This is a genomic window from Acididesulfobacillus acetoxydans, from assembly GCF_902729405.1.
Classification (GTDB): Bacteria; Bacillota; Desulfitobacteriia; order Desulfitobacteriales; family Desulfitobacteriaceae; genus Acididesulfobacillus; species Acididesulfobacillus acetoxydans.
On the sequence record NZ_LR746496.1, the window covers coordinates 843,459 to 867,199 of the forward strand.

The following is a 23,741-nucleotide window of genomic DNA, read 5'->3' on the forward strand; positions in this document are numbered from 1 at the left end:
TTGTGGAACTGACTGTCCGGCAGAAGTTCATTCTCCATAATTTAATAGAGAAAGGCCCTTTGACCTTAAAGGGCCTTTCACAACAGATCGATGTCAGCGAGAGGACAATTCTGCGGGAGACATCTGCCCTGAATGAATGGCTGAAGCCATACAAGCTGCGGATTTCCGACAGCGCCGGCTTGCTCCGACTGAACGGGCAGAAAAAAGAGCTGGACGCGATCCGGGAACGCCAGCAGGAAATTCCGCTCCTTTGGATGTTGAATCAGGAGCAGAGGCAAGCGCTGATCACGGCTCAGCTGCTGCTGGCGGACGAGCCGATCAAATCCGCTTATTTCAGCCACCAGTTCAACGTCGTTGAAGCCACTATTGTGTTCTATCTGGACAAAATTGAAACGTGGTTAAAAAATAAGGGTCTGGTCTTAATTCGCAAGAGGGGGTACGGCCTGGAAGTGGAAGGGTCTGACTGGCACAAGAGGAACGCCTTTGTCGACCTTGTTTACAGCTACCAGCCGATGAGCGAACTCTTAAGCTTCCTCTACGAAGACGTCCAAGACTATCCTCTCCTCGCCTTCTTCAAGGTTACCTTCGGGGAAGACATGCTGCAGGCGGTCAAGGGCCTGATGGAAAAGCTCAACCGGCAGGGCCTGTTTCCGAACGACATCCGCTTTTTTGGCGCCTTCATGCACATCCTGATCTCGATCAAGAGGACGGATTCCCACGCGCCCATCCGTCTTCCGGAGGAGGCCGTGCGGGATATCCTGACCTCGGCGGAATTTGATTTCATGACAGACATCCGGGCAGTCCTGGAGGAGCAGGGAATCAAATTTCCGGAAAGTGAGCTAGCCTATCTGGCCGTTCATCTCAAGGGAGATAAGACATTTTCCGAAGGAACTCCCGGGACGAAGGAGCTAGGGTTTGACCTGGAGGATTTGGTCCGGGAAGCCGTTTACATCGTGGAGAAAAAGCTGAGCCTGCCGATTAATGTCGATCAACAGCTGCTGACGGGGCTCGTCCAGCACATCGATCCGGCGCTTTACCGCCTGAGCAGGGGCCTGGAAGTAAGAAATCCGATCATCGATGACATCAAGCAGTATTACCCAAATCTCTACCAGGCGGTAGAGCAGGCTTGCAAACTGGTGTTCTCGAAATACAACCTGGTCATACCCGAAAGTGAAGTGGGGTATGTCACTATGCACATCGGAGCGGCAATCGAAAGACAACACGGGGCCGAAAACAAGCTCAGCGCTTTGATCATCTGCCCGAACGGCTTGAGTACAGCGAAGATGCTGAGCAGCAAACTGACAAGAAACTTTCCGGAGATCGACCGGATCGAGGTTTGCTCCCTGCGGGAGATGAACGAAAAGCTCAAGGCAGGGTATGATATGGTGCTGTCCACAGTCAGCCTGGACAAGAAAACGGACGAGGATGTCGCCGTGGTTTCCCCTTTCCTTTCCCAAGACGATCTGGAAGCGGTAAACAGCCTGATCCGGAGAAGAAAGAAGAAGAACCGCTGGAGGGAAAGTTTAGGCTTGCCGGCCGGAGAAGAGCGATCGGAAAGGGAAGAAGATCTGAATCTTACCAATGAGCTTTTGCAAAACGTCCAGCTCAAGCTGCTGGATGCGGAAAGCTATCCGGAAGTGATTGATAAGATCGTACGCGAAATATGCCGTGAGGATGCCGCCGGAATTATTGAAGCATCCAAGGAGGAAGTGCTAAAGACTCTTATCAGCAAAAGAGAAGAAAAAGGAAATGTGATCATTCCGGGGAGCCACATGGCTCTTCTCCATGTGCGGAGCGATGAGATCAAAGGGCCTTTCATCGCCGCCTACAGGCTTAAGAAGTTTATTGAAATGAAAAGCCTCGGCTTCGCCCTGGAAAAGGTCGATACGTTTTTTATTATGTTGGCGCGGAAATCGGAGAGCAACTATCTCCTGGAGCAGCTGGGGAAAATCAGCGTTGCTCTTGTCGAAAACCGGGAGTTTTGCGAAAGCCTGAGAATCGGCGACCGACAGGATATTCGGAAGGCGCTAATCGAAATACTCAACCGGGAGGCAGAACAATGAATCGGACAATTTTGAACGAAAACAATGTGGTACTCAATGTTGCGAAAGAGACGAAACGTGAAGCGATTGCCCGGGTGGGAAGGCTCCTCGTGCAGAACGGCTATGTCGGAGAGAAATATATCGAAGGGATGCAGAAGAGGGAAGAAAGCCTGAGCACGTATGTGGGAAACGGGGTGGCCATACCCCACGGCATGCCCGAATATATGCGGTATATCCGCAAGTCCGGTCTGGTCGTATTTCAGTATCCGGAGGGAATCGATTTTGGCGACGGCAACCGGGCTTATCTGTTAATCGGAATCGCCGGCAAGGATGATGAACACATAGAGATCCTAGCCGGAATCGCTCTGGTCTGCCAAGAGGAAGAGAATGTGCTGAAACTCCGGCAGGCAGCTTCCAAAGAGGAAATCATCGAGATCCTGACGGACGGTGAGCAGGATGATTAAGACGGTGACACTGAATCCCGCCGTCGACAAGACGGTTGAAATCGACAACTTTGCCGTGGGGACGGTCAACCGGATTTCCACGCTGCGTCTGGATGCAGGCGGCAAGGGCATCAATGTGGCCAAAGTGCTGAAGGTACTGGGGGCGGAGTGCAAAGCGACCGGAATTCTGGCCGGACACAACGGGCGTTTCATACAAGAGCAAATGGATGGGTGGGAGATCGAGAACGATTTTGTTTTTATCCCTGGAGAGACGAGGACGAACCTTAAAGTGGTAGATCCGGTCAGCCGCTCTTACACGGATATCAATGAGCCGGGCGGGGAGGTTTCCGCCGCCGAATTGGATCGTTTGGAAGAAAAGATCTTTTCCGATCTCGAGCGCGCTGGAATTTTGATCTTGTCCGGGAGCGTTCCGGCCGGAGTGGGTCCGGATATTTATGCCAAGTGGATCCGGCGGGCGGAGCGAGCAGGAGTGAAAACGATTCTTGATGCGGACGGGAAGCTGCTGCGGGAAGGAATTAAGGCGCGGCCCGCTCTGATCAAACCGAACATTCATGAACTGGAGGCCCTGCTCGAGCGAAAACTCCCCGGTCCGGAGGCGGCTGCCGAAGCGGCGCGGGAGCTCTTGGCCGCCGGAATGGGTATGGCGGTCGTCTCTATGGGCGCTCAGGGGGCAGTTTTCGTGCGCAAGGAAGAGGCTTACTACGGCGAGGCTTTTCCCGTAGAGGCGAAGAGCACCGTGGGCGCGGGTGACGCGATGGTAGCCGCTTTGGCTTATGCTCTGGCAGAGGGTTATTCTTTGGCGGAGACAGTCCGCCTGGCTGTGGCAACGAGCGCGGCCCAAATGATGACTCCGGGGACTCAGCCGCCGGAGGAGGATATGGTGCGAACGTTGGAGAAACGGGTCTCTTACCGCCCAATTTGAGGTTTTGCAGGCACAAATCGTCTGCGGTTGGAAAAACGCCTGCCTTGTACCAGCAGTCGCTAGAATCATTTGACAGACACTAGAATAATTTGGAGGAAAGATCATGAAAACAAAAGCAGTTCGTCTATACGGTGCCAACGACTTGAGAATGGAAGAGTTTGAGCTCCCAGAAATTGAGGAGGATGAGATCCTGGTCGAGATCATTTCCGACTCTGTCTGTATGTCCACGTACAAAGCGGCTATTCTCGGAAAAGGGCACAAACGCGTGCCTCAGGATGTCGACCGGAACCCAATCATCGTCGGCCACGAATTCTCCGGCAACATTGTCAAGGTCGGGGCGAAACTTCAAGATAAATTTCAGGCGGGAAACAAGTTTGCTCTCCAGCCGGCTCTGAACTACAAAGGAACGATGTGGTCGCCGGGATACTCTTACAAGTATTTTGGCGGAGACGCCACCTACAACATCATTCCGAAAGAGGTCATGGAGATCAACTGTCTCCTGGACTACCGCGGAGACACCTACTACGAGGCTTCTTTGGCCGAACCGATGTCCTGCATCATCGGGGCCTTCCACGCCAGCTACCACACGCACATGGGCAGTTACGAGCACCGCATGGGAATTGTCGAAGGAGGAAAAATGGCCCTGCTGGCGGCAGCCGGACCGATGGGCCTGGGTGCGGTCGACTACGCCTTGCACTGTGATCGCCGGCCGGGGTTCCTGGTCGTGACGGATATCGACGAGGAGCGGATCGGGCGGGCCAAGCAGATATTCACTCAGGAAGAAGCGCGCAAGTGCGGGGTGGAATTGCACTTTGTCAATACCAAGGATTTGCCTGATGTGCCCGGATATCTGAAAGAGCTGACCGGAGGCAGTGGTTACGATGACGTGTTGGCCTTCACTCCGGTTAAGCCGGTGGTCGAACTGGCCGACAAAATCCTGGGACGCGACGGCTGTCTCAACTTCTTCGCCGGACCGACAGACAACCAGTTTTCGGCGGAGATCAATTTCTACAATGTCCACTATTCTTCCACCCATGTGATGGGCACCACCGGGGGAAACACAGATGATATGATTGAGTCCTTGAAAATGACGCAAAAAGGACTGATCAACCCGGCGGTGATGGTGACGCATATCGGTGGTCTGGACGCTGCAGCGGAAACCGTTCTGAACCTGCCTCATATTCCCGGGGGGAAGAAGCTTATCTATACTCACATTAACATGGAGCTTACAGCCCTCGACGAACTGGCGGAGAAAGGCGAACGGGACCCACGTTTTGCCAGGCTGGCGGAAATCGTCGGTCAGAGTAAAGGACTGTGGTGTGACGAAGCGGAAAAGTACTTGTTGGAGAACTGGAAATAGGAGAAGAAGAGAATGCGTACGGAGACCGTGACCATCCTCAACGAAACAGGTCTGCATGCCCGGCCGGCCTCACTTTTCGTCCAGACGGCATCCCGGTTTAAGGCTGAGGTTAGCCTGGAAAAAAGCGGCAAGAGAGTTACCGCCAAATCCATCCTCGGAGTGCTTTCTCTCGGCGTGACACAGGGCGACCAGGTTGTTCTGACGTGTGTTGGTCCGGATGAAGAAGAGGCACTTGGCCAACTGGTTGAACTTGTGCACTCGAAGTTTGGAGAAAAAAGCGAAGCTTAGACTGGCGTTTCTGAAGCCCCCGGCACTGAAAACGGTGCGCGGGGGCTTTGCCGTTCCTACCGTCTTCCGGATCCGGGTACGCACTGGCACGTCGATGAGACACGCTGGATGCTCATCGCTGAGAAAGGAGGGAAGCAGGGGTATTGCCGGTGGCTCTGGGCTTTCGTATCAGAGCGGGCCACCGTGTTCGTCCTGGATCCCCACCGTGCCTAAAGAAGTTTGAACTGATGCATTTTTCGGTAAAGTGCGCTGCGGGAAATGCCCAAGGTGCGGGCAACGGCACTGACATTGCCTACTTCCCTGGATAATAGGGTAAGTATTTCCTGACGTTCATGCTCGGCGAAGCTTTGTCGGAATTGCTGCCGCAACATTTTCATTTTCAGTGGCTGCTTGGGGTCGGAATGACTCTTTCGTTCGGCGGACGCAGCGACAGTGAGAATTTCTTGTGGAAGAAGTTCGGTGGAAAGAACGCCATTAGGTGTTGAGTAGATCATTCGTTCTACAACGTTTTGAAGTTCGCGGATATTCCCTGGCCATTCATACGCGCGCAGATGCTCGAGAATATTCCGCTCAATGCTTTGCAGAGTAATACCAGATTTGCGGCAAACAGCGGTCTGAAATGTGCTGAAGAGCAGAGGAATATCGTCTTTTCTCTCCCGCAAGGGAGGCAGTTGCAAGAAGATGACATTTAGGCGGTAGTACAGGTCCTGGCGAAAGCTGCCTTTTTTTACTTCTTCCTTGAGGTTCTTATTCGTTGCGCATAGGATACGCACGTCGGTACTAATGACCTTGCTGGAACCGAGACGCGTGATTTTCTGATCCTGTAAAACCCGGAGAAGAGTAATCTGTTGTTCCAAAGGCATTTCTCCAATCTCGTCTAGGAAAAGGGTTCCGCCTGAAGCTAATTCGAATTTACCGGGTCGTCCACCCCGGCCAGCACCAGTAAAAGCACCCTCTTCATACCCGAAGAGTTCGCTAGCCAGAAGTTCGTGCGGGATAGCACCGCAGTTGATAGCAACGAACGGACCTGTATGGCGTGAACTGTGATTGTGAATGGCTTGGGCAAAGACTTCTTTGCCTGTGCCGCTTTCCCCTTGCAAAAGAACATTCGCGTCGTTTTTGGCTGCGAGCAAGGCTAGTTTTATGGCTGTCTGCAGGCGTTCGTTTTGGCCGATGATGTCGCTGAAGTGAAAGTTGGCCGGAACAGCGGTATAGCGGTTAGCCGGGTTTTTAATCTCGTCAATCGGCTTGAGAAAAAGTATATTTCCCAAGATATTGTTCTGTTCATCTTTAAGAGGTTTGGCTGACAGACGACAATAGGCGGGATCGTGCTTTCCATAGAAAGCCGTTTCCGCTGAGGCCAAAGGGCTACCTTTACCTAACGTTTCTAGGGCGTGTGGTTTAAGGTCCAGGAATCTGGTGATTCTTTGACCGCAAATTTTGGCCGCAGGATAGGCAAGGATCTTTTCTGCGACGGGATTGACTTCTTGAATTTCCGCTTGCTGATTTATGAGAAGGACTCCGTCAGAGACGGAGAAGAAAATACTATTGAGATGATTATTTAGAACTGTCAACCTATGGCTCTTCTCTTCAATGTCTAAATACCCTTGGATCGCCTCGACTGCGGCCACTACCATACCCAAGGTATGAAGGTGAGCACGGGAGCAAGGACCAGACATTTGTAAGGCACCTACGATGTGGCCCGTGAGATCGCGGATCGGAGCGGCCGAGCATGTCCAACCCCGAAGTTTGTCGCAATAATGCTCGGCTCCGGAAATCTGTACGGGGTGGTTTAGAGCCAAAGCTGTGCCTAAGCCGTTGGTGCCCACTTCTCTTTCCTGCCAGTTTCCGCCTAAGTAAAGATTTAAGTGAACAGCTCGGGTCAGGGTGGACTTATCGCCGGCGATGTCGATGACATATCCTTCGTCGTCGGCTAGAAGAACAATAAAACCCGATTCGGTGACCAGCTGATGAAGTTTATCGATAATAGGTTGAGCAGTGGATATCAAGTGATGTTTATGCAGGCGCAGTTCTGCCAGCTGTTGAGAGTTTAGGACGACATGGCTTACCCCGTCTTCAGGGTTAACTCCGGTCTGCCGTGAACGCTGCCAGGAAGCGGCAATTTCCGGCCGTATTCCCAGGGAGATATTCCCTGTTTCAACGAATTCTTGTCTGATTATTTCGAGATTTCCGGTGGCATTCATCTTCTCACCCTCTTTTCTTCGAAATCTCTCACAGAGATAGAAAATGTTCTCACTTGCCAATCATACTGTTCTGTTAACTATTATAGTGGACATGATAAAAACCTTCAAGCTTAGAGCGTTATGCTAGCGGAAGATGACAACTCCCAAATGAAGCCGTCGAAACGCCAAGAGAAACGGCGATGCCTGGTAAGTCCCGCCTTGCACTGTACATTCTATGTCGCGCACGAAGAACAAAAAGAGGACAGACGCGGGACACTCTGTAACAGCCTTCGCCAAAGGCTGATTGAAAATATAAGTAGGCAAGCTTTAGGAGCGTGGGTACCCAAGCTGTTTCTCTATAGGGCAGCAAAAGGACAGCGAAGAACACGTGAGCATCTGTGATGGCATGAAATTTGCATCGTAAGCATACTGACAATTCATCGAGTGATGAACTGATTAATAATTAAGGAGAGATACTAATCGACATGCAAAAACCAATGGACGCAAGCTACAAGCTCTATATCGGGGGCCAATGGGTAGAGGGGGCGGAAGGGAAAACCTATAAAAGCTATTGTCCGGCAAACGGTGAGTTTCTGGCGACCTGCGTCGATGCCGGCAAAGAAGACGTAGACCGCGCAGTAAAAGCTGCTTGGCAAGCTTTTCCGTCCTGGAAAGAAAAGAGCCCGCAGGACCGTGCCGCAGTCCTCCTAAAGGTTGCCGATTTGATTGACGCTAATGCGGAGAAATTGGCTATGATTGAAACTTTGGATAACGGCAAGCCGATTCGGGAAACCACCGGGATTGATGTTCCTCTAAGTTCTGATCATTTCCGCTATTTCGCATCAGCTGTTCGGACGGAAGAAGGTCGGGCTGTGATGATCGACAAGGATACCTTAAGTCTTATTCTGCACGAACCGCTTGGTGTCGTTGGGCAGATCATCCCTTGGAACTTCCCGCTGCTCATGGCGGCTTGGAAAATAGCTCCCGCTCTGGCGGCCGGGAATTGCGTTGTGATCAAGCCATCTTCAGCAACGCCTTTAAGCATTTTGGAATTGGCAAAAATCCTTGGTCAAGTCTTGCCACCCGGTGTCGTCAATGTGGTTACTGGTAGAGGATCTACGACTGGGAATTACATGTTGTCCCATCCGGATTTTAGTAAGCTGGCCTTTACCGGTTCAACCGAAGTAGGATATACGATTGCAGATGCGGCAGCGAAGAAATTGATTCCGGCGACTTTGGAACTTGGCGGAAAATCGGCAAACATTTATTTTGAAGACTGTCCATGGGAGAAAGCTCTGGAAGGTGTACAGATGGGTGTTTTGTTGAATCAAGGACAAGTTTGTTGTGCCGGTTCGCGTGTTTTTGTGCAGGAAGCGATCTATGATAAGTTCCTGGCGGCGGCGGTAGATGCTTTCGGTAAAGTCAAGGTGGGCCTCCCATGGGAAAAAGATACGCTGATGGGGTCACAGATTAACCAAATGCAGTTGGAAAAAATTCTTGCCTACGTGGAAGTCGGAAAAAAGGAAGGGGCGAAGGTCGCCTGTGGCGGTAACCGCCTGACCAACAATGGTCTTGATAAAGGGTTTTTTATGCAACCGACCATTCTTGCCGACGTGGACAACAAAATGCGGGTGGCTCAGGAAGAAATCTTCGGACCGGTGGTTTGTTTCATTAGGTTTCAAGATGAGGAAGACGTAGTCCGGATGGCCAATGACAGCGAATACGGTTTAGGAGGAGCGGTTTGGACGAAGGATATTAACCGTGCCTTCCGAGTGGCTAGGGCTGTCGAAACCGGGCGGATGTGGGTCAACGATTACAATAATCTACCAGCACATGCACCGTTCGGCGGCTACAAAAAATCCGGAATCGGACGGGAAACGCATCTCATGATGCTTGACCATTATAGCCAGAAGAAGAATATCTTCATCAGTCTGACGGAAAAGAAAGCGGGACTCTACTAACGTAAGCTCAAGGAAAAGAGCAGAGCCGGTTGTTCAACGGAGGAGACAGAATGATCAATCGAGATTCTTCGGTGGAAGAAATCATGGAGATACCGGGAGTGATGACGTTTTTCATTGAGAACGGTATTTCGCCGTTCTCCTGCGCCGGATCATTTCCAGGAAGTTTAGGTAAGCTTCTCGAACTAAAAAGGGTGTCGCCGGAAAAGCAAGAGGCTTTCATTAAAATGTTAAGCGAACTCGTTCAGCAGAAGCTGAACATCGAGACTTCAGTGGGGAGTCTACCCCCACTGAAGTAGAGTACAGGGAACTACTCCCACCTGTAGAAGTCTGTAGAAGTGGGAGTCTCGCGATTGGATGAATTTGAGAAGAAGGGTTACGAAGCGGGGCAACGATGAAAATTGGGAAATTGGTAAGAATGCCTCAATCTGGCTTTGTTGTTCCAATTATTGAAAAAGGAGTGAATTGTCTTATGGCTTTAGGTGAACAAGTTTTTGGCTATTTTATGCCCACTGTGAACCTGATGGGTATCGGATCGGCTCAAGAAATCCGAGCCCAAGTCAAAATCTTAGGTGGTTCTAAAATCCTCCTGGTCACAGATAAAGGGCTTGTCATGGCTGGAATTGCTGAGCAAATAAAGAACCAAGTGGAATCGACCGGAGGAGTAGTATTTCTCTACGACAAAGTGCAGCCCAACCCGACGGATAGAAATGTGGAAGACGGCCTCAAGATGTTTAAAGACAACGCCTGTAACATGGTCATCTCTCTCGGGGGTGGGAGTTCCCACGACTGCGCCAAAGGAATCGGGATTTTGGCTTCCAATGGCGGTAATATTCGCGACCTCGAAGGGGTCGATAAATCCCAGAAAGCGATGCCCCCTTTTATTGCTATTAATACTACAGCTGGTACTGGCAGTGAAATGACCCGTTTCTGTATCATTACTGACACAGACCGCCATGTGAAAATGGCTATTGTGGACTGGCGAGTTACCCCTAACGTGGCTATCAATGATCCTTTACTCATGGTGGGAATGCCTCCGGCATTGACGGCAGCTACTGGCATGGATGCTTTAACTCATGCAGTGGAAGCATATGTCTCGACCATCGCCACCCCGATTACTGACTCTGCTGCCCTAATGGCCATCAAGCTTATCTCCGAAAACTTAAGAAATGCGGTGGCCAACGGACAAAACGTTGAAGCACGGGATAAAATGGCTTATGCTGAGTTTCTGGCAGGTATGGCTTTTAACAACGCGAGCCTGGGATATGTCCATGCTATGGCACACCAACTGGGTGGTTTTTATGACCTTTCTCACGGAGTCTGCAATGCTATTCTGCTTCCTCACGTAGCAAATTATAATATCCTGGCTAATCCTCAACGTTTTGCTGATATTGCCGGGGCTATGGGGAAAAATATCGAAAGGCTTTCAGTTCGCGACGCAGCAGACGTGGCAATCGAGTCCATCCGATGTCTGTCTCAAGATGTCGGCATTCCATCGGGTCTTAAAGAACTTGGCGTTAAAGAGGAGGATTTCCTGACCATGGCGCAAAACGCCATGAAAGACGCATGTTCCTTTACAAACCCACGTATCTTGACTTTGAAAGAAGTCATTGAACTCTACAAACGAGCCCTGTAGTATTCTGATTTTCCCAGGTGACGGATATAGCATTTACGGATGCGTGGATCTGCTTCTATCGCCGGCTGGCACTAAGCTGCCGGCATTCTTTTTTTATTAAGAATCCTAAGTTTGGCGTAAATTTTTTCCAGATATAGACGCAGCAAGGGCTGCGGGGTTTTACTCGGCGTGATTTTGGGACTACAACGTAGTCTCAGCCTTCCTCAGAACTTTTTTATACCATTTTGGTTCACCAGCGTATTCACATTCCAACGACTGTATCACCTGGCTTTGTTCGTTATCAAACTCGGTTATTTTCAGAGTCGCCAAATATTGATCTTAGCACATCGACATAGGTACTTCTTCACGGGCAGGGGCGGAACAGCTAGTACGAATCGGAGACGCGCTTGTCTTTGAAGGTGCCTATGCGGACATGGGCAGACGTATTATGTCCAAAGCCCTGGATAATCGTATTGGCTGCTTCAGCCCATGACCAAAAAGCTTGACAAGCTTTGGCAAAAGAGCTAAACTCAGAGTGAAAAATGTGAATATCCATACTACAGGTGCCCAAAAAGGGAGAATAGGAAACCGGGTGTGATTCCCGGACGGACCCGCCACTGTGAAGGTGAGCTGTTGCCATAACCACTCCAAAAGGGGGAAGGGGCAAGACAGCGATGAGCCTGAGTCAGGAGACCTGCCTGTAAATATCTATACCGGCCTCGCGAGTAAGGTTGGTTAGGTGAGGATAATGGTAAAATCCACGCCCTATTTCGGCGTGGTTTTTTTATTTGACAAAAAAAGGAGGATGCCAGTATGACACAGCTCAGCACGGCCCTAAAAGGCGGGATTACGCCGGAAATGGAATATGTGGCTGCCAGGGAAAAACTTACGGCCGAATTTGTCAGACAGGGAGTGGCGGCAGGGACCATCGTTATACCTCGGAACATACGTCGTCAAAACATGAGCCCCACCGGCATCGGGAAAGGGCTGAAAACGAAAGTAAGCGCCAGTGTCGGTTTGTACGGCTCCAAAGGAAACATCGAGACGGAACTGGCCAAGATCAGAACAGCCGTAGAAGCGGGAACGGATTCTATCATGGATCTAAGCGTCAGCGGGGATATTGACGCCATGCGCAAGGAAAGCCTGACAGCGACCATGACACCGCTGGGAACGTTGCCCTACTATCAGGCCGTGGCCCAAACGGCCCAAAAGTACGGTTCATCCCTGAAGATGGAAGTTGAACAATTATTCGAAGTGATTGAACGAGAGGCGGCTGACGGTGTTGATTTTATGGCCCTGCACTGCGGCACTACCATGAGCGCTGTGGAGCGGGCTAAACAAGAAGGCAGGCTTGATCCTCTGGTAAGTTACGGTGGTTCTCATTTGATCGGCTGGATGTTGCATAACCGGCGGGAAAACCCGCTCTATGAGCATTACGACCGAGTTTTGGACATTGCCCGTAAATATGATGTTACGGTCAGCCTTGCTGACGGGATGCGGCCGGGTTGCCTGGCGGATTCACTGGACGGGGCTCAGGTGCAGGAAATGGTGGTCATGGGTGAGCTGGTACGGAGGGCAAGGGAAGCAGGGGTGCAGGTCATGGTGAAAGGACCCGGGCATGTTCCTTTGAGCCAGCTAAAAGCGACCGTGACTTTGCAACAGAGCCTATGCCAAGGAGCCCCCTACTTTGTGTTCGGTCCGGTGGTGACGGATATTGCCGCCGGCTATGACCATATCAGTGCGGCTATCGGCGGGGCCATCAGCGCTTGGGCCGGGGCCGGGTTTTTATGCTATGTAACACCGGCAGAACATATCGGACTGCCTGATGTTGACCAGGTTCACGAAGGTGTGGTGGCGGCTCGGATTGCAGCCCATGCCGCCGACTTAGCCAAGGGTCTGCCCGGGGCCGCAAAATGGGATCTGGCGTTATCCCGGGCCAGGAAGGCCTTGGACTGGCAAAAACAGATCGACTTGGCGATAGACCCGGGACGCGCTGAAAAGATAAAGAAAACCAGAAGCGACGATAGCGTGGCCGGATGCGCCATGTGCGGAAAGTACTGCGCCATGGAAATTGTCGCGAAATATCTGGGCACCGCGAGAGTGAGTTGTTAAGATACCGGGTGGCTCAAACTTGGACCGGCGAGGACGGGGATATTCCCGAAGTACCACGGGGTCAGAAGGTTTCGTCCTCGAATAGTCCTTCGGCGGGGTCTAACGAAAATATTCAAGGAAGGATGAAGAAAAATGACTCGGGTAACTCAGGTATTGGCTGCCAGGGCGGGCGAGATTACGCCGGAGATGGAAACAGTCGCTAAACGGGAAAATGTGGACGTCAAATCTATCTTGGAGGGAGTTGCATCCGGCCAGATCGTTATTCCCCACAATGTGAACCGGAAAGAGTTCAATTACTGCGGGATCGGTCAGGACTTGCGCATCAAAGTCAATGCCTTAATCGGCACCTCCAGCAATCGTGAGGACCTGTCGCTGGAGGAAAGAAAACTGGCTTTTGTGGAAAGGGCAGGCTGTGATTCCCTGATGGATTTAAGCACCGGTGGGAATATTGACGGCATGAGGCGACTGGCCTTGACCAAAGCAAAGATTGCCGTCGGCTCTGTGCCTATCTATCAGGCCGCGATCGAAGCCATCGAAAAACGGGGCAGCATTGTGGCCATGACCGCCGGGGATATGTTTGAGACGATCGAAAAACAAGCGATAGACGGTGTGGACTTTATGGCCATTCACAGTGCGTACAATTTTGATGTCCTAAAGCGGCTGCAGGGAACGGGGCGAGTCACAGATGTGGTCAGCCGCGGGGGTTCCTTTCTCACGGCTTGGATGCTGCATAACAACCAAGAAAACCCGCTCTACGAACAGTTTGACCGCTTACTGGAGATTTTGAAAAAATACGATGTAACCCTAAGTATGGGGGATGCCATCCGTCCCGGTTCCACCGCCGACTCCCTGGATGCCGCCCAACTGCAGGGACTGATCGCAGCCGGAGAACTTGTAGCCCGAGCTCAGGCTGCCGGAGTTCAGGTGATGGTGGAAGGACCGGGACACGTTCCCATGAACCATGTGGAGGCGACTATCCAAGTACAGAAACGGCTATGCCATGGGGCGCCTTATTTCATTTTGGGCACCTTGGCGACCGATGTGGCACCGGGATATGACCATATCACGGCCGCTATAGGCGGGGCCATCGCCGGCGCGGCCGGTGCTGACTTTCTTTGCTATGTGACCCCGGCTGAGCATCTGGGCTTGCCGACGGAAGAAGATGTCAAAGAGGGAGTCATTGCGGCCCGGATCGCCGCTCACGCAGCCGATCTCGCCCGTGGAAACAAACAGGCCTGGGAAAAGGACAGGCAAATGGCGCAGGCCCGGGTCGCCCGGAATATTGATGGGCAGATAAGCCTTTCTCTGGATCCTGAAAAAACGAGAGTTGCCCTGGCCGCCGGAGATGACCACTCGTGTGCGGTATGCGGACCGAATTGCGCCGCCCAGGTCGCGGCCAAGTATTATGGAATTGTTTCGTAACAGCGCGGCCGCAAATAATTGCCGGAGAGGTTGTGAACTACCCCCGCTTACGTTTCGCTAAGAAGCGGGGGCTTCTCGGCGAACACTTGGGCGTTGGCTTCCTGTTTCATCAATCGTTGCCCTCGTCCAGCACTCAAGGTTTCTGAGTGCTGGATTAGGTCTTACGCAATTTCCACAGGCGTAACTTCGGGCGGTTCCCGCCCTACAGAAAATCTATGTTTGGGCCATGGCGCTAAGTCCACGCTCTAAGATGAGTTTAGCACTCACTAGAAATCAGCCCTCTACTCTATATACGACTGATTATATTATAATACGACTGATTATATTATACCAGAACAATTTATACCAGAACATTTTATACCAGAACATTTTATACCAGAACATTTTATACCAGAACAATTTGCCAAATACTATACGCTTTTTTGTGAATGTCCATATAGCGATTCATCCCCCGCCTATAGAGGCCTATAGAGGACGGGGGACTTCTCGCAAGCCATGTTAAAAAATGGAGTTGACTTTGGCTGGAGAGTGAGTTCCTCCCGGAAAAAGCCGGTCTGTTGACTTAAACATGTTCATCCATACGTATAATGCATATAATGGGAGAGTTTTTTCTGGAACCTGGGTCCGGGAAGAACTGGCCCGGCAAAGATTCGCTACGACAGAGCTTCTGCCCCTGACGACGGACACGGCCGTCATCTTTGCCAGCCAAAAGATCGGCCGTGATTTTGTTTGGGGCAGGGCTCGCCGGTATCTTGCCGCCTCTCTTTTTGGTGGTCTCCGGCCAAACGTCGTAATCTATGCAATCTATAAAGAAAATTGCCCCGGAAACGGAATTCGGTATTGACATTTGGGGGTCACATGCTAAAATAAGTTTTGTGCTGCAATTACTGCAACCGATCCTGCAACTGAATCAAAATGCTGCAGGATAAACCAGGATACCGAGGGTTTTTTTGTCTTCCCGATTTTTCATGGGCAGGTGGCCGAGTGGTTAAAGGCGGCAGACTGTAAATCTGTTCCGGAAGGTACGGTGGTTCGAATCCATCCCTGCCCACCAATTCAGAGGTCGGAAGTCAGAGGTCGGAAGTCAGAAATCAAAGATCGAAAGCCGAGCGCCGGAAGTCGGAGATCGAAGGCCGGACAGTTCGTATGGAGTATTGATACCAAGAGGGAAGTCATTCTGGAAATTGTGGCAGTTATCCTCTGGTTTGAGACAATTGATCAGCGCGGGATGGAGCAGCGGTAGCTCGTCGGGCTCATAACCCGAAGGTCGTCGGTTCAAATCCGGCTCCCGCAACCAAGACTTCAAAAGGCAGCGTGGCTGCCTTTCTTTCGCTGGATGGCTTCCGGCGGCAAGGCGAAAGGGGTTTCGCAGTCAGACAGTTAAATCCGGAAATCCCCGCGGGATCAAGATCAATTAAGTTGTTGCGGCGCACTTGGCGCATCTGGAGCATCCGGCGCGCTTAAAGGTCAGAAAATCAGGCTTTTCTTGACATGATATGTGTCATATGATAAATTATTGGGAGCAATGGGTTTATTTCCAGGGCCATACAGTGGGAGGTGTTCGTGGATGCGCGTTGGTATTATCTTAGCATGTACGGAATGCAAACACCGGAACTATGCGACGGTAAAAAATAAAAAGACCAACCCAGATCGCTTGGAGGTCAAAAAGTATTGTAAGTTTTGCAGAACACATACGTCGCATAAGGAGACGAAGTAATTTTTTTTGCCTTCGTCGAGAAAAAGGCGTGCCATCTCGTAATGCCTTCGTCGAGAAAACGTGTGCCGTCTCGTAAAATCGGCGCTGAGCTTGGCCGGTTTGAACGGCGCCTCCGGCCGTTGCGCCGGGAGCGGCCGGAGTGTTGTGGCGGGATGCGCATAGGGGTTTCCCAGTGGGACTGGCTGTACGCCCGGGAACGTTGTTAAGAACCTGGTTGCGTGACCGTATGGTGCGCAGGCCGGCGTATGGTTCGGAGGTCCGTAGGTCTAATTTAAGGATGTGATGCAATGGGCGCCGCAAGGAAACCCGGAAATGCTCAGGGCCAAATGACGAAATCCACGGAGTATTTTCGGGGGGTTTGGGCTGAATTAAAGAAGGTGCATTGGCCGACCCGGCAACAGCTTCTCGTTTATACGGGGGTTGTCGTGCTGTCGGTGGCTATAGTGGCCATCTTGATGTGGATTGTGGACAGCGCTTTAACTTTGGCGTTGGCCAGGTTCCTTCCTTAAGGAAGGAGATACCCGGGTTGACTTCATACTTCTAGGAAGCAAATACTGTGGGACACCCGGGATGCCCGGGATGTCCCCGGCAGTTGACTTCATACTTCAAGGACGCGGATACCCGGGTTGACTTCATACTTCCGACCGGGGTTTGCCGCCGGGGCAGCTCCGACAGATAAACGTTAAGGCTTGGGTTAATTTCACAGGGAGGTTAGGGCTTCGTTTGGTGCCCTGATGAGCGATGGAGAAGAACTGGTACGTCATTCATACGTATTCCGGCTACGAGAACAAAGTCAAGACGAACTTGGAGAAGCGGGTTGAATCCATGAACATGGAGGACAAGATCTTTCGGGTGCTTGTCCCCATGGAGGATGAGATCGAAATCAAGAACGGGAAGAAAAAGGTTGCCAAGCGCAAGGTGTTTCCCGGGTATGTCTTGGTTGAGATGGACATGACGGACGACTCCTGGTATGTCGTGCGCAACACCCCGGGAGTGACGGGGTTCGTCGGGACCGGCGCCAAGCCGATTCCTTTGTTGGAATATGAGGTGACAAGCATTCTCCGTCAGATGGGCTACGAAGAAGTCCGGACCAGAGTGGATTATTCGGTGAACCAGAGTGTCCGGGTGATTACGGGGCCTTTCAAAGATTTTATTGGGGTAATCCGGGAGATTCTCGAAGACAAGGGAAAGCTTCGTGTCATGGTTTCTATGTTTGGCCGGGAGACCCCCGTGGAATTGGAGTTTGCGCAAGTCGAAAAGATTGATTAAGGACATTCCGAACTCGATTAAGGATATCCCGAAAAGGAGGTGTTTGTTTATGGCAAAGAAAGTTGTCGGTTTGGTCAAGTTGGCGATCACGGCAGGTAAGGCTACACCCGCGCCTCCGGTCGGTCCGGCACTCGGTCAGCATGGGGTCAATATTATGGCGTTCTGCAAAGAGTACAACGAGCGCACCAAAGACCAAGCCGGGCTTATTATTCCGGTGGAAATCACAGTATTTGAAGATCGCTCATTTTCGTTCATTACGAAGACGCCGCCGGCCTCGGTGCTGCTGAAAAAAGCAGCCAATATCAATTCCGGGTCGGCAGAGCCCAACCGTAAAAAAGTTGCTAAAGTCGACAAGGTCAAGGTTCGTGAAATCGCCGAGTTAAAAATGAAGGATCTCAATGCCGCCAGTGTCGAGGCCGCCATGCGGATGGTGGAAGGAACGGCCCGAAGTATGGGTATTGAAATTGCCGAGTAGTCGGCTGCAGCGCCGGCTCAGAAGAAAGATAGTGGGAGGGCTTGAGCCCGTTTCACCACTGGGAGGTTAAGGTATGCCGAAGGCAGGAAAGAATCGTCAGGAAGCAGTCAAACTGTATGACCGCAACGCCCTGTTTGAGCCCTCGGAAGCGGTGGGCATCGTCAAGAAGATCGCCAAAGCGAAGTTTGACGAAACTGTGGATGCCGCTTTCCGTTTGGGGATCGATACCAGGCACGCGGATCAGCAGATCAGGGGAGCGGTAGTTCTCCCTCACGGAACCGGTAAAAGTAAGACGGTTTTGGTTTTCGCCAAAGGTGACAAGGCGAAAGAGGCCGAGCAGGCCGGAGCCGATTTTGTCGGAGCCGAAGAAATGGTGGAAAAAATTCAGCAAGGTTGGTTTGATTTTGACGTGGCGGTCGCAACCCCCGACATGATGGGTATGGTCGGTAAATTGGGCCGGATGCTGGGACCTAAGGGCCTGATGCCGAATCCGAAAACCGGGACAGTCACTTTTGAAGTGGCCAAGGCCATTCACGAAATCAAGGCCGGTAAGATCACTTACCGTGCCGACAAAGCCGGGATTATCCATGCCCCCATCGGCAAAGTCTCTTTTTCCGAAGAACAATTGCTGGATAACTACCGGGTGCTGGCGGAGACTTTGATTAAGGTAAAACCCGCCGCTGCCAAGGGTCAATATATTCGAAGTGTCACCTTGTCCTCTACGATGAGCCCTGCCGTAAAAATTAATCCGCTTAAGGCGCATTAGCCTGAAGCGGATGGGCAATTTCGGAGCCGCCGTCGGTAAATATTCATGATCAGACCCGGAATGAGAATATGGCCGCCGCTGAAGACAGCAGGAGCCTTTGGGCTTAATCTTATATCCTGCCGAGGTTGGACAGATCGCTGACATAAGTTCAGCTTTCTTAACCTCTGCTGCGGCAGAGGTTTTTTGACTGGCGGAAAAGACGATTAAAAATTCCGGGAAGGAGGTGTCAATCATGCTTAACCATGAGGAGAAGGCTCAGGTGACGGCAGAGATCCGGGAGAAATTGGGCAGTTCGACGGGAGTGGTTTTGGCGGACTACCGCGGTTTGACCGTCGCTCAGGTGACTCAATTGCGTGTAAAACTGCGTGCAGCCGGGGTGGAATATCGGGTTCTGAAGAACACACTGGTGAAGAGGGCCGCGCAGGAGGTCGGTGTCCAGGGTTTGGATCCGTTTCTGGAAGGGCCTACGGCCGTTGCCTTTAGCGCTGACCCTGTAGCGCCTGCCAAGATTCTCTCCGAGTTTGCCAAGACCAATAAGAATTTCGTGATTAAAGCGGGTGTGCTCGAAGGGAAGGTCATCGGTGCGGACGGGGTAAAAGTTCTGGCGGACCTGCCGCCGCGCGAGGTGCTCTTGGCGCAGGTGCTGCGCGGGATGCAGGCTCCTTTGGCCGGAATGGTCAACGTTCTGCAAGGCCCGATTCGCAAACTCGCGTATGTATTGGAAGCAATACGGCAAGCGCAGGAAGCCTGAGAGAAAAAGTATATTTATATTTTAGGAGGAAACAAAAATGTCAAAGACCAGTGAAATTATCGAAGCCGTTAAAGGCCTCTCTGTTCTGGAACTGTCCGAGTTGGTCAAAGCCTTTGAAGAAGAGTTCGGGGTCAGCGCGGCGGCCCCGGTGGCGGTGGCGGCGCCGGGAGCGGCTCCCGGCGCCGCGCCGGCTGCGGTGGAAGAGCAAACCGAGTTTGATGTCATCCTGGTCGAAGTCGGGTCCTCCAAGATTAACGTCATCAAAGCCGTCCGCGAAGTGACCGGCTTAGGGCTAAAAGAAGCGAAAGACCTCGTCGACAGCGCTCCGAAACCTATCAAAGAGAAGATCTCCAAAGAGGATGCGGAAGCGTTAAAGACCAAATTGAGCGATGCCGGTGCCAAAGTCGAAGTAAAATAAGGCTAACGGTACTGCCGGGGAGTGAGGCGGGGTGTTTTTCAACACCCCGCCTTTTTCGCGGCTCCCCCGCCGGACAGCGATTTCCGGAGCAGGTGATCATTTTCGGGAAACGGCAAAAATTTCGGCTATTGCGCAAATAAATTTCGGATTAGTCCTTGACACAAGGACGTAATAATGGTATCCTTAATAATTGTTACTGTGGAGAATTGGTAAATCCTATCAGAAGGACCATATTCATGTCCACTTTGGATCTGTCCGGATGGTGCGGCACGAAGGAGGATTGTTTCTTGCCGCCATTTATCCAAAGCGTAAGACTCCGACTTCTATAAGTGGGAGTGGATCCTACGTACCCCGCTTCGGTGGGGGTAGACTCCATCCTTCGGCACAAAAGCATAATTTCACGCTCTGTGCCTACGATAGTCTCCACCGGAGACTATCGTAGGCGAAGTCTCGATGTTCAGCTTAAGCTGAACGAGTTTACTGAGAGTTGGGCTTTGAACCGCTTGCCTGTTTCGGAAAATCAAACTTGAGGGGTGAAGCATCAAATGTTCTATCCTGTTAAGGTTGGGACAAGGGAACGTTGGAGCTATTCAAGGATCCGGGAAATTCTCGAAATGCCGAATCTGATTGAAATCCAGCAAAACTCCTATCTTTGGTTCCTTGAAGAGGGATTGCGCGAAATGTTTCGTGACATTTCCCCCATTCAGGATTTCACGGGTAATTTGGTTTTGGAATTCATTGATTACAGCCTGGGAGATCCGAAATATGAGGTCGAAGAATGTAAAGAACGCGATGTGACCTATGCCGCCCCTCTCAGGGTCAAGGTTCGCCTTATAAATAAAGAAACCGGAGAAGTAAAAGAGCAGGAAGTGTTCATGGGGGATTTTCCCCTGATGACAGAAAAGGGAACTTTTATCATCAACGGTGCGGAGCGAGTGATCGTCAGCCAGCTGGTTCGTTCCCCGGGGGTCTATTATTCCGAACAGATCGATCCGACCGGCAAGAAACTTTACGGTGCGACGGTTATTCCGAACCGGGGTGCCTGGCTTGAATTTGAGAGTGATCTGAACGATAACCTTTATGTCAGGGTGGATAGGACGCGTAAGCTGTCCGCGACCATTCTGATCAGAGCGTTGGGATACAGCAGCAACGGTCAGATCTTGGAACTGTTTGATGATCGTCCCGAAATTCGGGGGACGTTGGAAAGGGATAACTCCGAGTCGACGGAGGAGGCTCTGGTTGAAATATATAAAAGGCTGCGTCCCGGTGAGCCTCCGACGGTTGACAGCGCCCGTTCTCTGTTGGAAACCCTCTTTTTTGATCCCAAACGTTACGACTTGGCGAAAGTCGGACGCTACAAGCTGAACAAAAAGTTGGGTTTGGATATTCCCATGAATGTGCGTCATTTGACGAAGGAAGACATCATAGCGGCGATGAACCGGATGCTCTTCCTCATGACCGGGGAAGGACATGGCGACGATATTGATCATCTGGGCAACCGACGCCTTCGGTCGGTCGGAGAACTTCTGCAGAATCAGTTCCGGATCGGGCTATCGCGCATGGAACGGGTTGTGCGGGAACGGATGACGATTCAGGACGTGGATGTGATTACACCTCAGGTGCTGATCAACATTCGCCCCGTCGTGGCGGCGATCAAAGAGTTCTTCGGCAGCAGTCAGCTCTCCCAGTTTATGGACCAGACCAATCCGCTGGCGGAATTGACCCATAAACGGCGTCTCAGTGCCCTGGGTCCGGGGGGGTTGAGCAGGGAAAGGGCCGGGTTCGAAGTTCGGGATGTGCACCACTCACACTATGGCAGGATGTGCCCGATTGAAACCCCGGAGGGTCCGAACATCGGCTTGATCGGTTCTTTGAGTACTTATGGCAGGATCAATGAATACGGGTTCATCGAGGCTCCGTATCGCAAGGTCGACCAAGACGAGGGTATTGTCACGGACGAGATTCATTATCTTACGGCGGATGAAGAAGAGAAATACATTGTGGCGCAGGCCAATGCCCTTTTAGACGCGGATGGCCGCTTTGTCGCTGAGAAAATCGACGCCCGCCATGGTGCGGATTTTGTCTTGGTTGCCCCTAACCGCATTGACTACATGGATGTCTCGCCCAAGCAGATGGTTTCCATAGCCACGGCTCTTATTCCGTTCTTGGAACATGATGACGCGAACCGGGCTCTGATGGGCTCAAACATGCAGCGCCAGGCTGTGCCCCTCTTGCGGGCCGACGCGCCCCTGGTCGGAACGGGGATGGAATATAAGGCGGCCAAAGATTCGGGTGTTTGCGTCTTGGCGAAAAAAGGCGGAGTGGTGGAACGGTCGACCGCGGATGAGATCATCATCCGCGGTGACGACGGGACGACCCAGAAAAATAGGCTGCTTAAGTATTTGCGTTCGAATCAGGGCACCTGTATCAACCAGCGTCCGATCGTGAGTAAAGGTGAAGTCGTCAGCGCGGGGCAAATCGTTGCGGACGGACCGTCGACGGAGCAGGGCGAACTTGCCCTTGGGCACAATGTCCTGGTGGCCTTTATGACTTGGGAAGGGTACAACTACGAGGATGCCATCCTCATCAGTGAAAAGTTGGTCCGCGAGGACTATTATACATCTATTCATATTGAAGAATATGAGGCAGACGCCCGGGATACTAAGCTGGGTCCGGAAGAGATTACGCGCGACATTCCCAACGTAGGTGAGGATGTGCTCAAAGACCTGGACGAGCGCGGCATTATTCGCATCGGTGCCGAGGTACACCCCAGCGACATTCTGGTAGGAAAGGTGACACCGAAAGGTGAGACAGAACTCACGGCGGAGGAGCGTCTTTTGCGGGCCATCTTCGGTGAGAAAGCCAGGGAAGTGAGAGACACCTCTCTCCGGGTTCCGCATGGGGAGGCCGGGAAGATTGTCGATGTCAAGGTTTTTACCCGGGAAAACGGGGACGAGTTGGCACCGGGAGTAAACGAACTGGTTCGGGTCTACATTGCTCAAAAGAGAAAGATCTCCGTGGGAGACAAGATGGCGGGCCGGCATGGCAACAAAGGCGTCATTTCCCGGATCATGCGCCAGGAGGACATGCCTTTTATGCCGGATGGCACACCGATTGAGATCGTGCTCAATCCGCTCGGGGTTCCTTCACGGATGAATCTGGGCCAAATCATGGAGACTCACTTGGGCTGGGCTGCCAAGACCCTGGGCATTCGTGTTGCCACCCCTGTCTTCGACGGGGCCACAGAGGACGATGTCTTTGCCACTTTAGCCAAGGCCGGACTGCCGGAGGGGGGGAAAACGGTTCTCTACGACGGGCGGACCGGAGAACCTTTCGACAATAAATTGACCGTCGGTTATATGTATGTTTTGAAACTGCATCATCTGGTTGACGATAAAATCCATGCCCGTTCGACAGGGCCCTATTCTTTGGTGACCCAGCAGCCTCTGGGGGGGAAGGCTCAGTTCGGCGGGCAGCGTTTCGGGGAGATGGAAGTCTGGGCTCTGGAAGCTTACGGTGCCGCTTACACCCTGCAGGAGATTTTAACGGTGAAGTCTGATGATATTGTCGGCCGGGTTAAAACCTATGAAGCGATCGTCAAAGGAGAGAACATTCCCGAACCGGGGGTTCCCGAATCATTCAAGGTCCTGATCAAGGAACTCCAGAGCCTGGCTCTCGACGTCCGGGTTCTCTCCGAAGACGATGAAGAAATAGAGATCCATGAAATCGACGAGGATGTCACTGAGACCGCAAAGGAGTTGGGGATTGACCTGCATGAAGAGATGCCTGTGGCCGAGGTTGTGGCAAGCCCCGGCGACGAGGAGGAAGAGTTCATCGACGACGATGAAGAGATTGCCGAGGACGAACAAGGTTTAGAAGACGAACAAGGTTTAGAAGACGATCTTGAGTAGGCTCCATGCCGGTTTTGCGACACAGGAGAGTCCCCGCCGCGGATAAGTGAAGCCGGGCCTGCAGGCTC

Annotated in this window: 20 protein-coding genes, 2 tRNA genes, 1 riboswitch and 1 other annotated feature; of the genes, 21 read left to right on the forward strand and 1 reads right to left on the reverse strand. The window is 51.9% G+C overall.

The features are described from left to right. Positions 1–2: 2 nt before the first annotated feature. The 5 genes from MNU25_RS03720 to MNU25_RS03740 all read left to right on the forward strand — a co-directional run bounded on the left by MNU25_RS03720 (position 3) and on the right by MNU25_RS03740 (position 5,076). The gene (locus tag MNU25_RS03720; RefSeq protein WP_240983837.1) at positions 3–2,063 is read left to right on the forward strand and encodes a BglG family transcription antiterminator; all 2,061 of its coding nucleotides are present in this window, start codon (positions 3–5) and stop codon (positions 2,061–2,063) included. Beyond that, a complete protein-coding gene (locus MNU25_RS03725) occupies positions 2,060–2,506 on the forward strand; it encodes a PTS mannitol transporter subunit IIA (protein ID WP_240983838.1) in 447 nt (148 codons plus the stop codon). The genes MNU25_RS03720 and MNU25_RS03725 overlap by 4 nt, the downstream gene beginning before the upstream one ends. Further along, the gene (pfkB, locus tag MNU25_RS03730) at positions 2,499–3,428 is read left to right on the forward strand and encodes a 1-phosphofructokinase (protein ID WP_240983839.1); all 930 of its coding nucleotides are present in this window, start codon (positions 2,499–2,501) and stop codon (positions 3,426–3,428) included. The genes MNU25_RS03725 and pfkB overlap by 8 nt, the downstream gene beginning before the upstream one ends. A 103-nt stretch (positions 3,429–3,531) precedes the next feature. Beyond that, positions 3,532–4,788, forward strand: a complete 1,257-nt coding sequence (locus tag MNU25_RS03735; protein ID WP_240983840.1) for a zinc-binding dehydrogenase — start codon at positions 3,532–3,534, stop codon at positions 4,786–4,788. 12 nt (positions 4,789–4,800) lie between these two features. Next, complete coding sequence (locus MNU25_RS03740) at positions 4,801–5,076, forward strand: HPr family phosphocarrier protein (RefSeq protein WP_240983841.1); 276 nt, start codon at positions 4,801–4,803, stop codon at positions 5,074–5,076. A gap of 209 nt (positions 5,077–5,285) precedes the next feature. Here MNU25_RS03740 and MNU25_RS03745 read toward each other — a convergent pair whose 3' ends face one another. After that, complete coding sequence (locus MNU25_RS03745; RefSeq protein WP_240983842.1) at positions 5,286–7,280, reverse strand: sigma-54-dependent Fis family transcriptional regulator; 1,995 nt, start codon at positions 7,278–7,280, stop codon at positions 5,286–5,288. A 464-nt stretch (positions 7,281–7,744) separates the two neighbouring features. On the opposite strand from MNU25_RS03745, the gene MNU25_RS03750 reads away from it, so the two are divergent. The 16 genes from MNU25_RS03750 (at position 7,745) to rpoB (ending at position 23,673) form a co-directional block, all read left to right on the forward strand. Further along, the gene (locus MNU25_RS03750; RefSeq protein WP_240983843.1) at positions 7,745–9,220 is read left to right on the forward strand and encodes an aldehyde dehydrogenase family protein; all 1,476 of its coding nucleotides are present in this window, start codon (positions 7,745–7,747) and stop codon (positions 9,218–9,220) included. A gap of 50 nt (positions 9,221–9,270) precedes the next feature. Continuing rightward, positions 9,271–9,516 (forward strand): hypothetical protein, encoded by a 246-nt coding sequence (locus MNU25_RS03755; protein WP_240983844.1) that lies wholly within the window; start codon positions 9,271–9,273, stop codon positions 9,514–9,516. Positions 9,517–9,689: 173 nt separating this feature from the next. Beyond that, entirely contained in the window at positions 9,690–10,853 is a 1,164-nt protein-coding gene (locus MNU25_RS03760) for an iron-containing alcohol dehydrogenase (RefSeq protein ID WP_240986715.1), read from the forward strand. Positions 10,854–11,184: 331 nt separating this feature from the next. Beyond that, positions 11,185–11,325 carry a hypothetical protein gene (locus MNU25_RS20425; protein WP_372503702.1) on the forward strand — a complete coding sequence of 47 codons (141 nt, stop codon included), beginning with the start codon at positions 11,185–11,187 and terminating at the stop codon, positions 11,323–11,325. A 52-nt stretch (positions 11,326–11,377) separates the two neighbouring features. Then, a riboswitch (cobalamin riboswitch) is annotated at positions 11,378–11,548 on the forward strand. Positions 11,549–11,645: 97 nt separating this feature from the next. Then, on the forward strand, positions 11,646–12,944 hold the full coding sequence (gene thiC, locus MNU25_RS03765) for a phosphomethylpyrimidine synthase ThiC (RefSeq protein WP_240983845.1): 1,299 nt from the start codon (positions 11,646–11,648) through the stop codon (positions 12,942–12,944). Positions 12,945–13,076: 132 nt separating this feature from the next. Continuing rightward, the gene (bzaB, locus tag MNU25_RS03770) at positions 13,077–14,366 is read left to right on the forward strand and encodes a B12 lower ligand biosynthesis ThiC-like protein BzaB (RefSeq protein ID WP_240983846.1); all 1,290 of its coding nucleotides are present in this window, start codon (positions 13,077–13,079) and stop codon (positions 14,364–14,366) included. Positions 14,367–15,336: 970 nt separating this feature from the next. After that, a tRNA-Tyr gene (locus tag MNU25_RS03775) sits at positions 15,337–15,420 on the forward strand. A gap of 168 nt (positions 15,421–15,588) precedes the next feature. Beyond that, positions 15,589–15,663: transfer RNA gene (locus MNU25_RS03780), tRNA-Met, on the forward strand. A gap of 270 nt (positions 15,664–15,933) precedes the next feature. Next, positions 15,934–16,083 (forward strand): 50S ribosomal protein L33, encoded by a 150-nt coding sequence (gene rpmG / locus MNU25_RS03785; protein ID WP_084719984.1) that lies wholly within the window; start codon positions 15,934–15,936, stop codon positions 16,081–16,083. Positions 16,084–16,370: 287 nt separating this feature from the next. Then, a complete protein-coding gene (gene secE / locus MNU25_RS03790) occupies positions 16,371–16,592 on the forward strand; it encodes a preprotein translocase subunit SecE (protein WP_240983847.1) in 222 nt (73 codons plus the stop codon). 232 nt (positions 16,593–16,824) lie between these two features. Next, positions 16,825–17,352, forward strand: coding sequence for a transcription termination/antitermination protein NusG (gene nusG, locus MNU25_RS03795; protein WP_240983848.1), 528 nt, complete (start codon positions 16,825–16,827; stop codon positions 17,350–17,352). A gap of 49 nt (positions 17,353–17,401) precedes the next feature. After that, positions 17,402–17,827, forward strand: a complete 426-nt coding sequence (rplK, locus tag MNU25_RS03800) for a 50S ribosomal protein L11 (protein WP_240983849.1) — start codon at positions 17,402–17,404, stop codon at positions 17,825–17,827. Between the two features lie 73 nt (positions 17,828–17,900). Beyond that, the gene (gene rplA, locus MNU25_RS03805) at positions 17,901–18,593 is read left to right on the forward strand and encodes a 50S ribosomal protein L1 (protein ID WP_240983850.1); all 693 of its coding nucleotides are present in this window, start codon (positions 17,901–17,903) and stop codon (positions 18,591–18,593) included. Between the two features lie 60 nt (positions 18,594–18,653). Then, positions 18,654–18,787: a sequence feature (ribosomal protein L10 leader region), on the forward strand. Between the two features lie 38 nt (positions 18,788–18,825). Then, a complete protein-coding gene (rplJ, locus tag MNU25_RS03810; RefSeq protein ID WP_240983851.1) occupies positions 18,826–19,344 on the forward strand; it encodes a 50S ribosomal protein L10 in 519 nt (172 codons plus the stop codon). Positions 19,345–19,381: 37 nt separating this feature from the next. Beyond that, positions 19,382–19,762: a 50S ribosomal protein L7/L12 gene (rplL, locus tag MNU25_RS03815; protein ID WP_240983852.1), complete on the forward strand. Its 381-nt coding sequence runs from the start codon at positions 19,382–19,384 to the stop codon at positions 19,760–19,762. Positions 19,763–20,307: 545 nt separating this feature from the next. Further along, positions 20,308–23,673, forward strand: a complete 3,366-nt coding sequence (rpoB, locus tag MNU25_RS03820; RefSeq protein WP_240983853.1) for a DNA-directed RNA polymerase subunit beta — start codon at positions 20,308–20,310, stop codon at positions 23,671–23,673. Positions 23,674–23,741 lie beyond the last annotated feature (68 nt).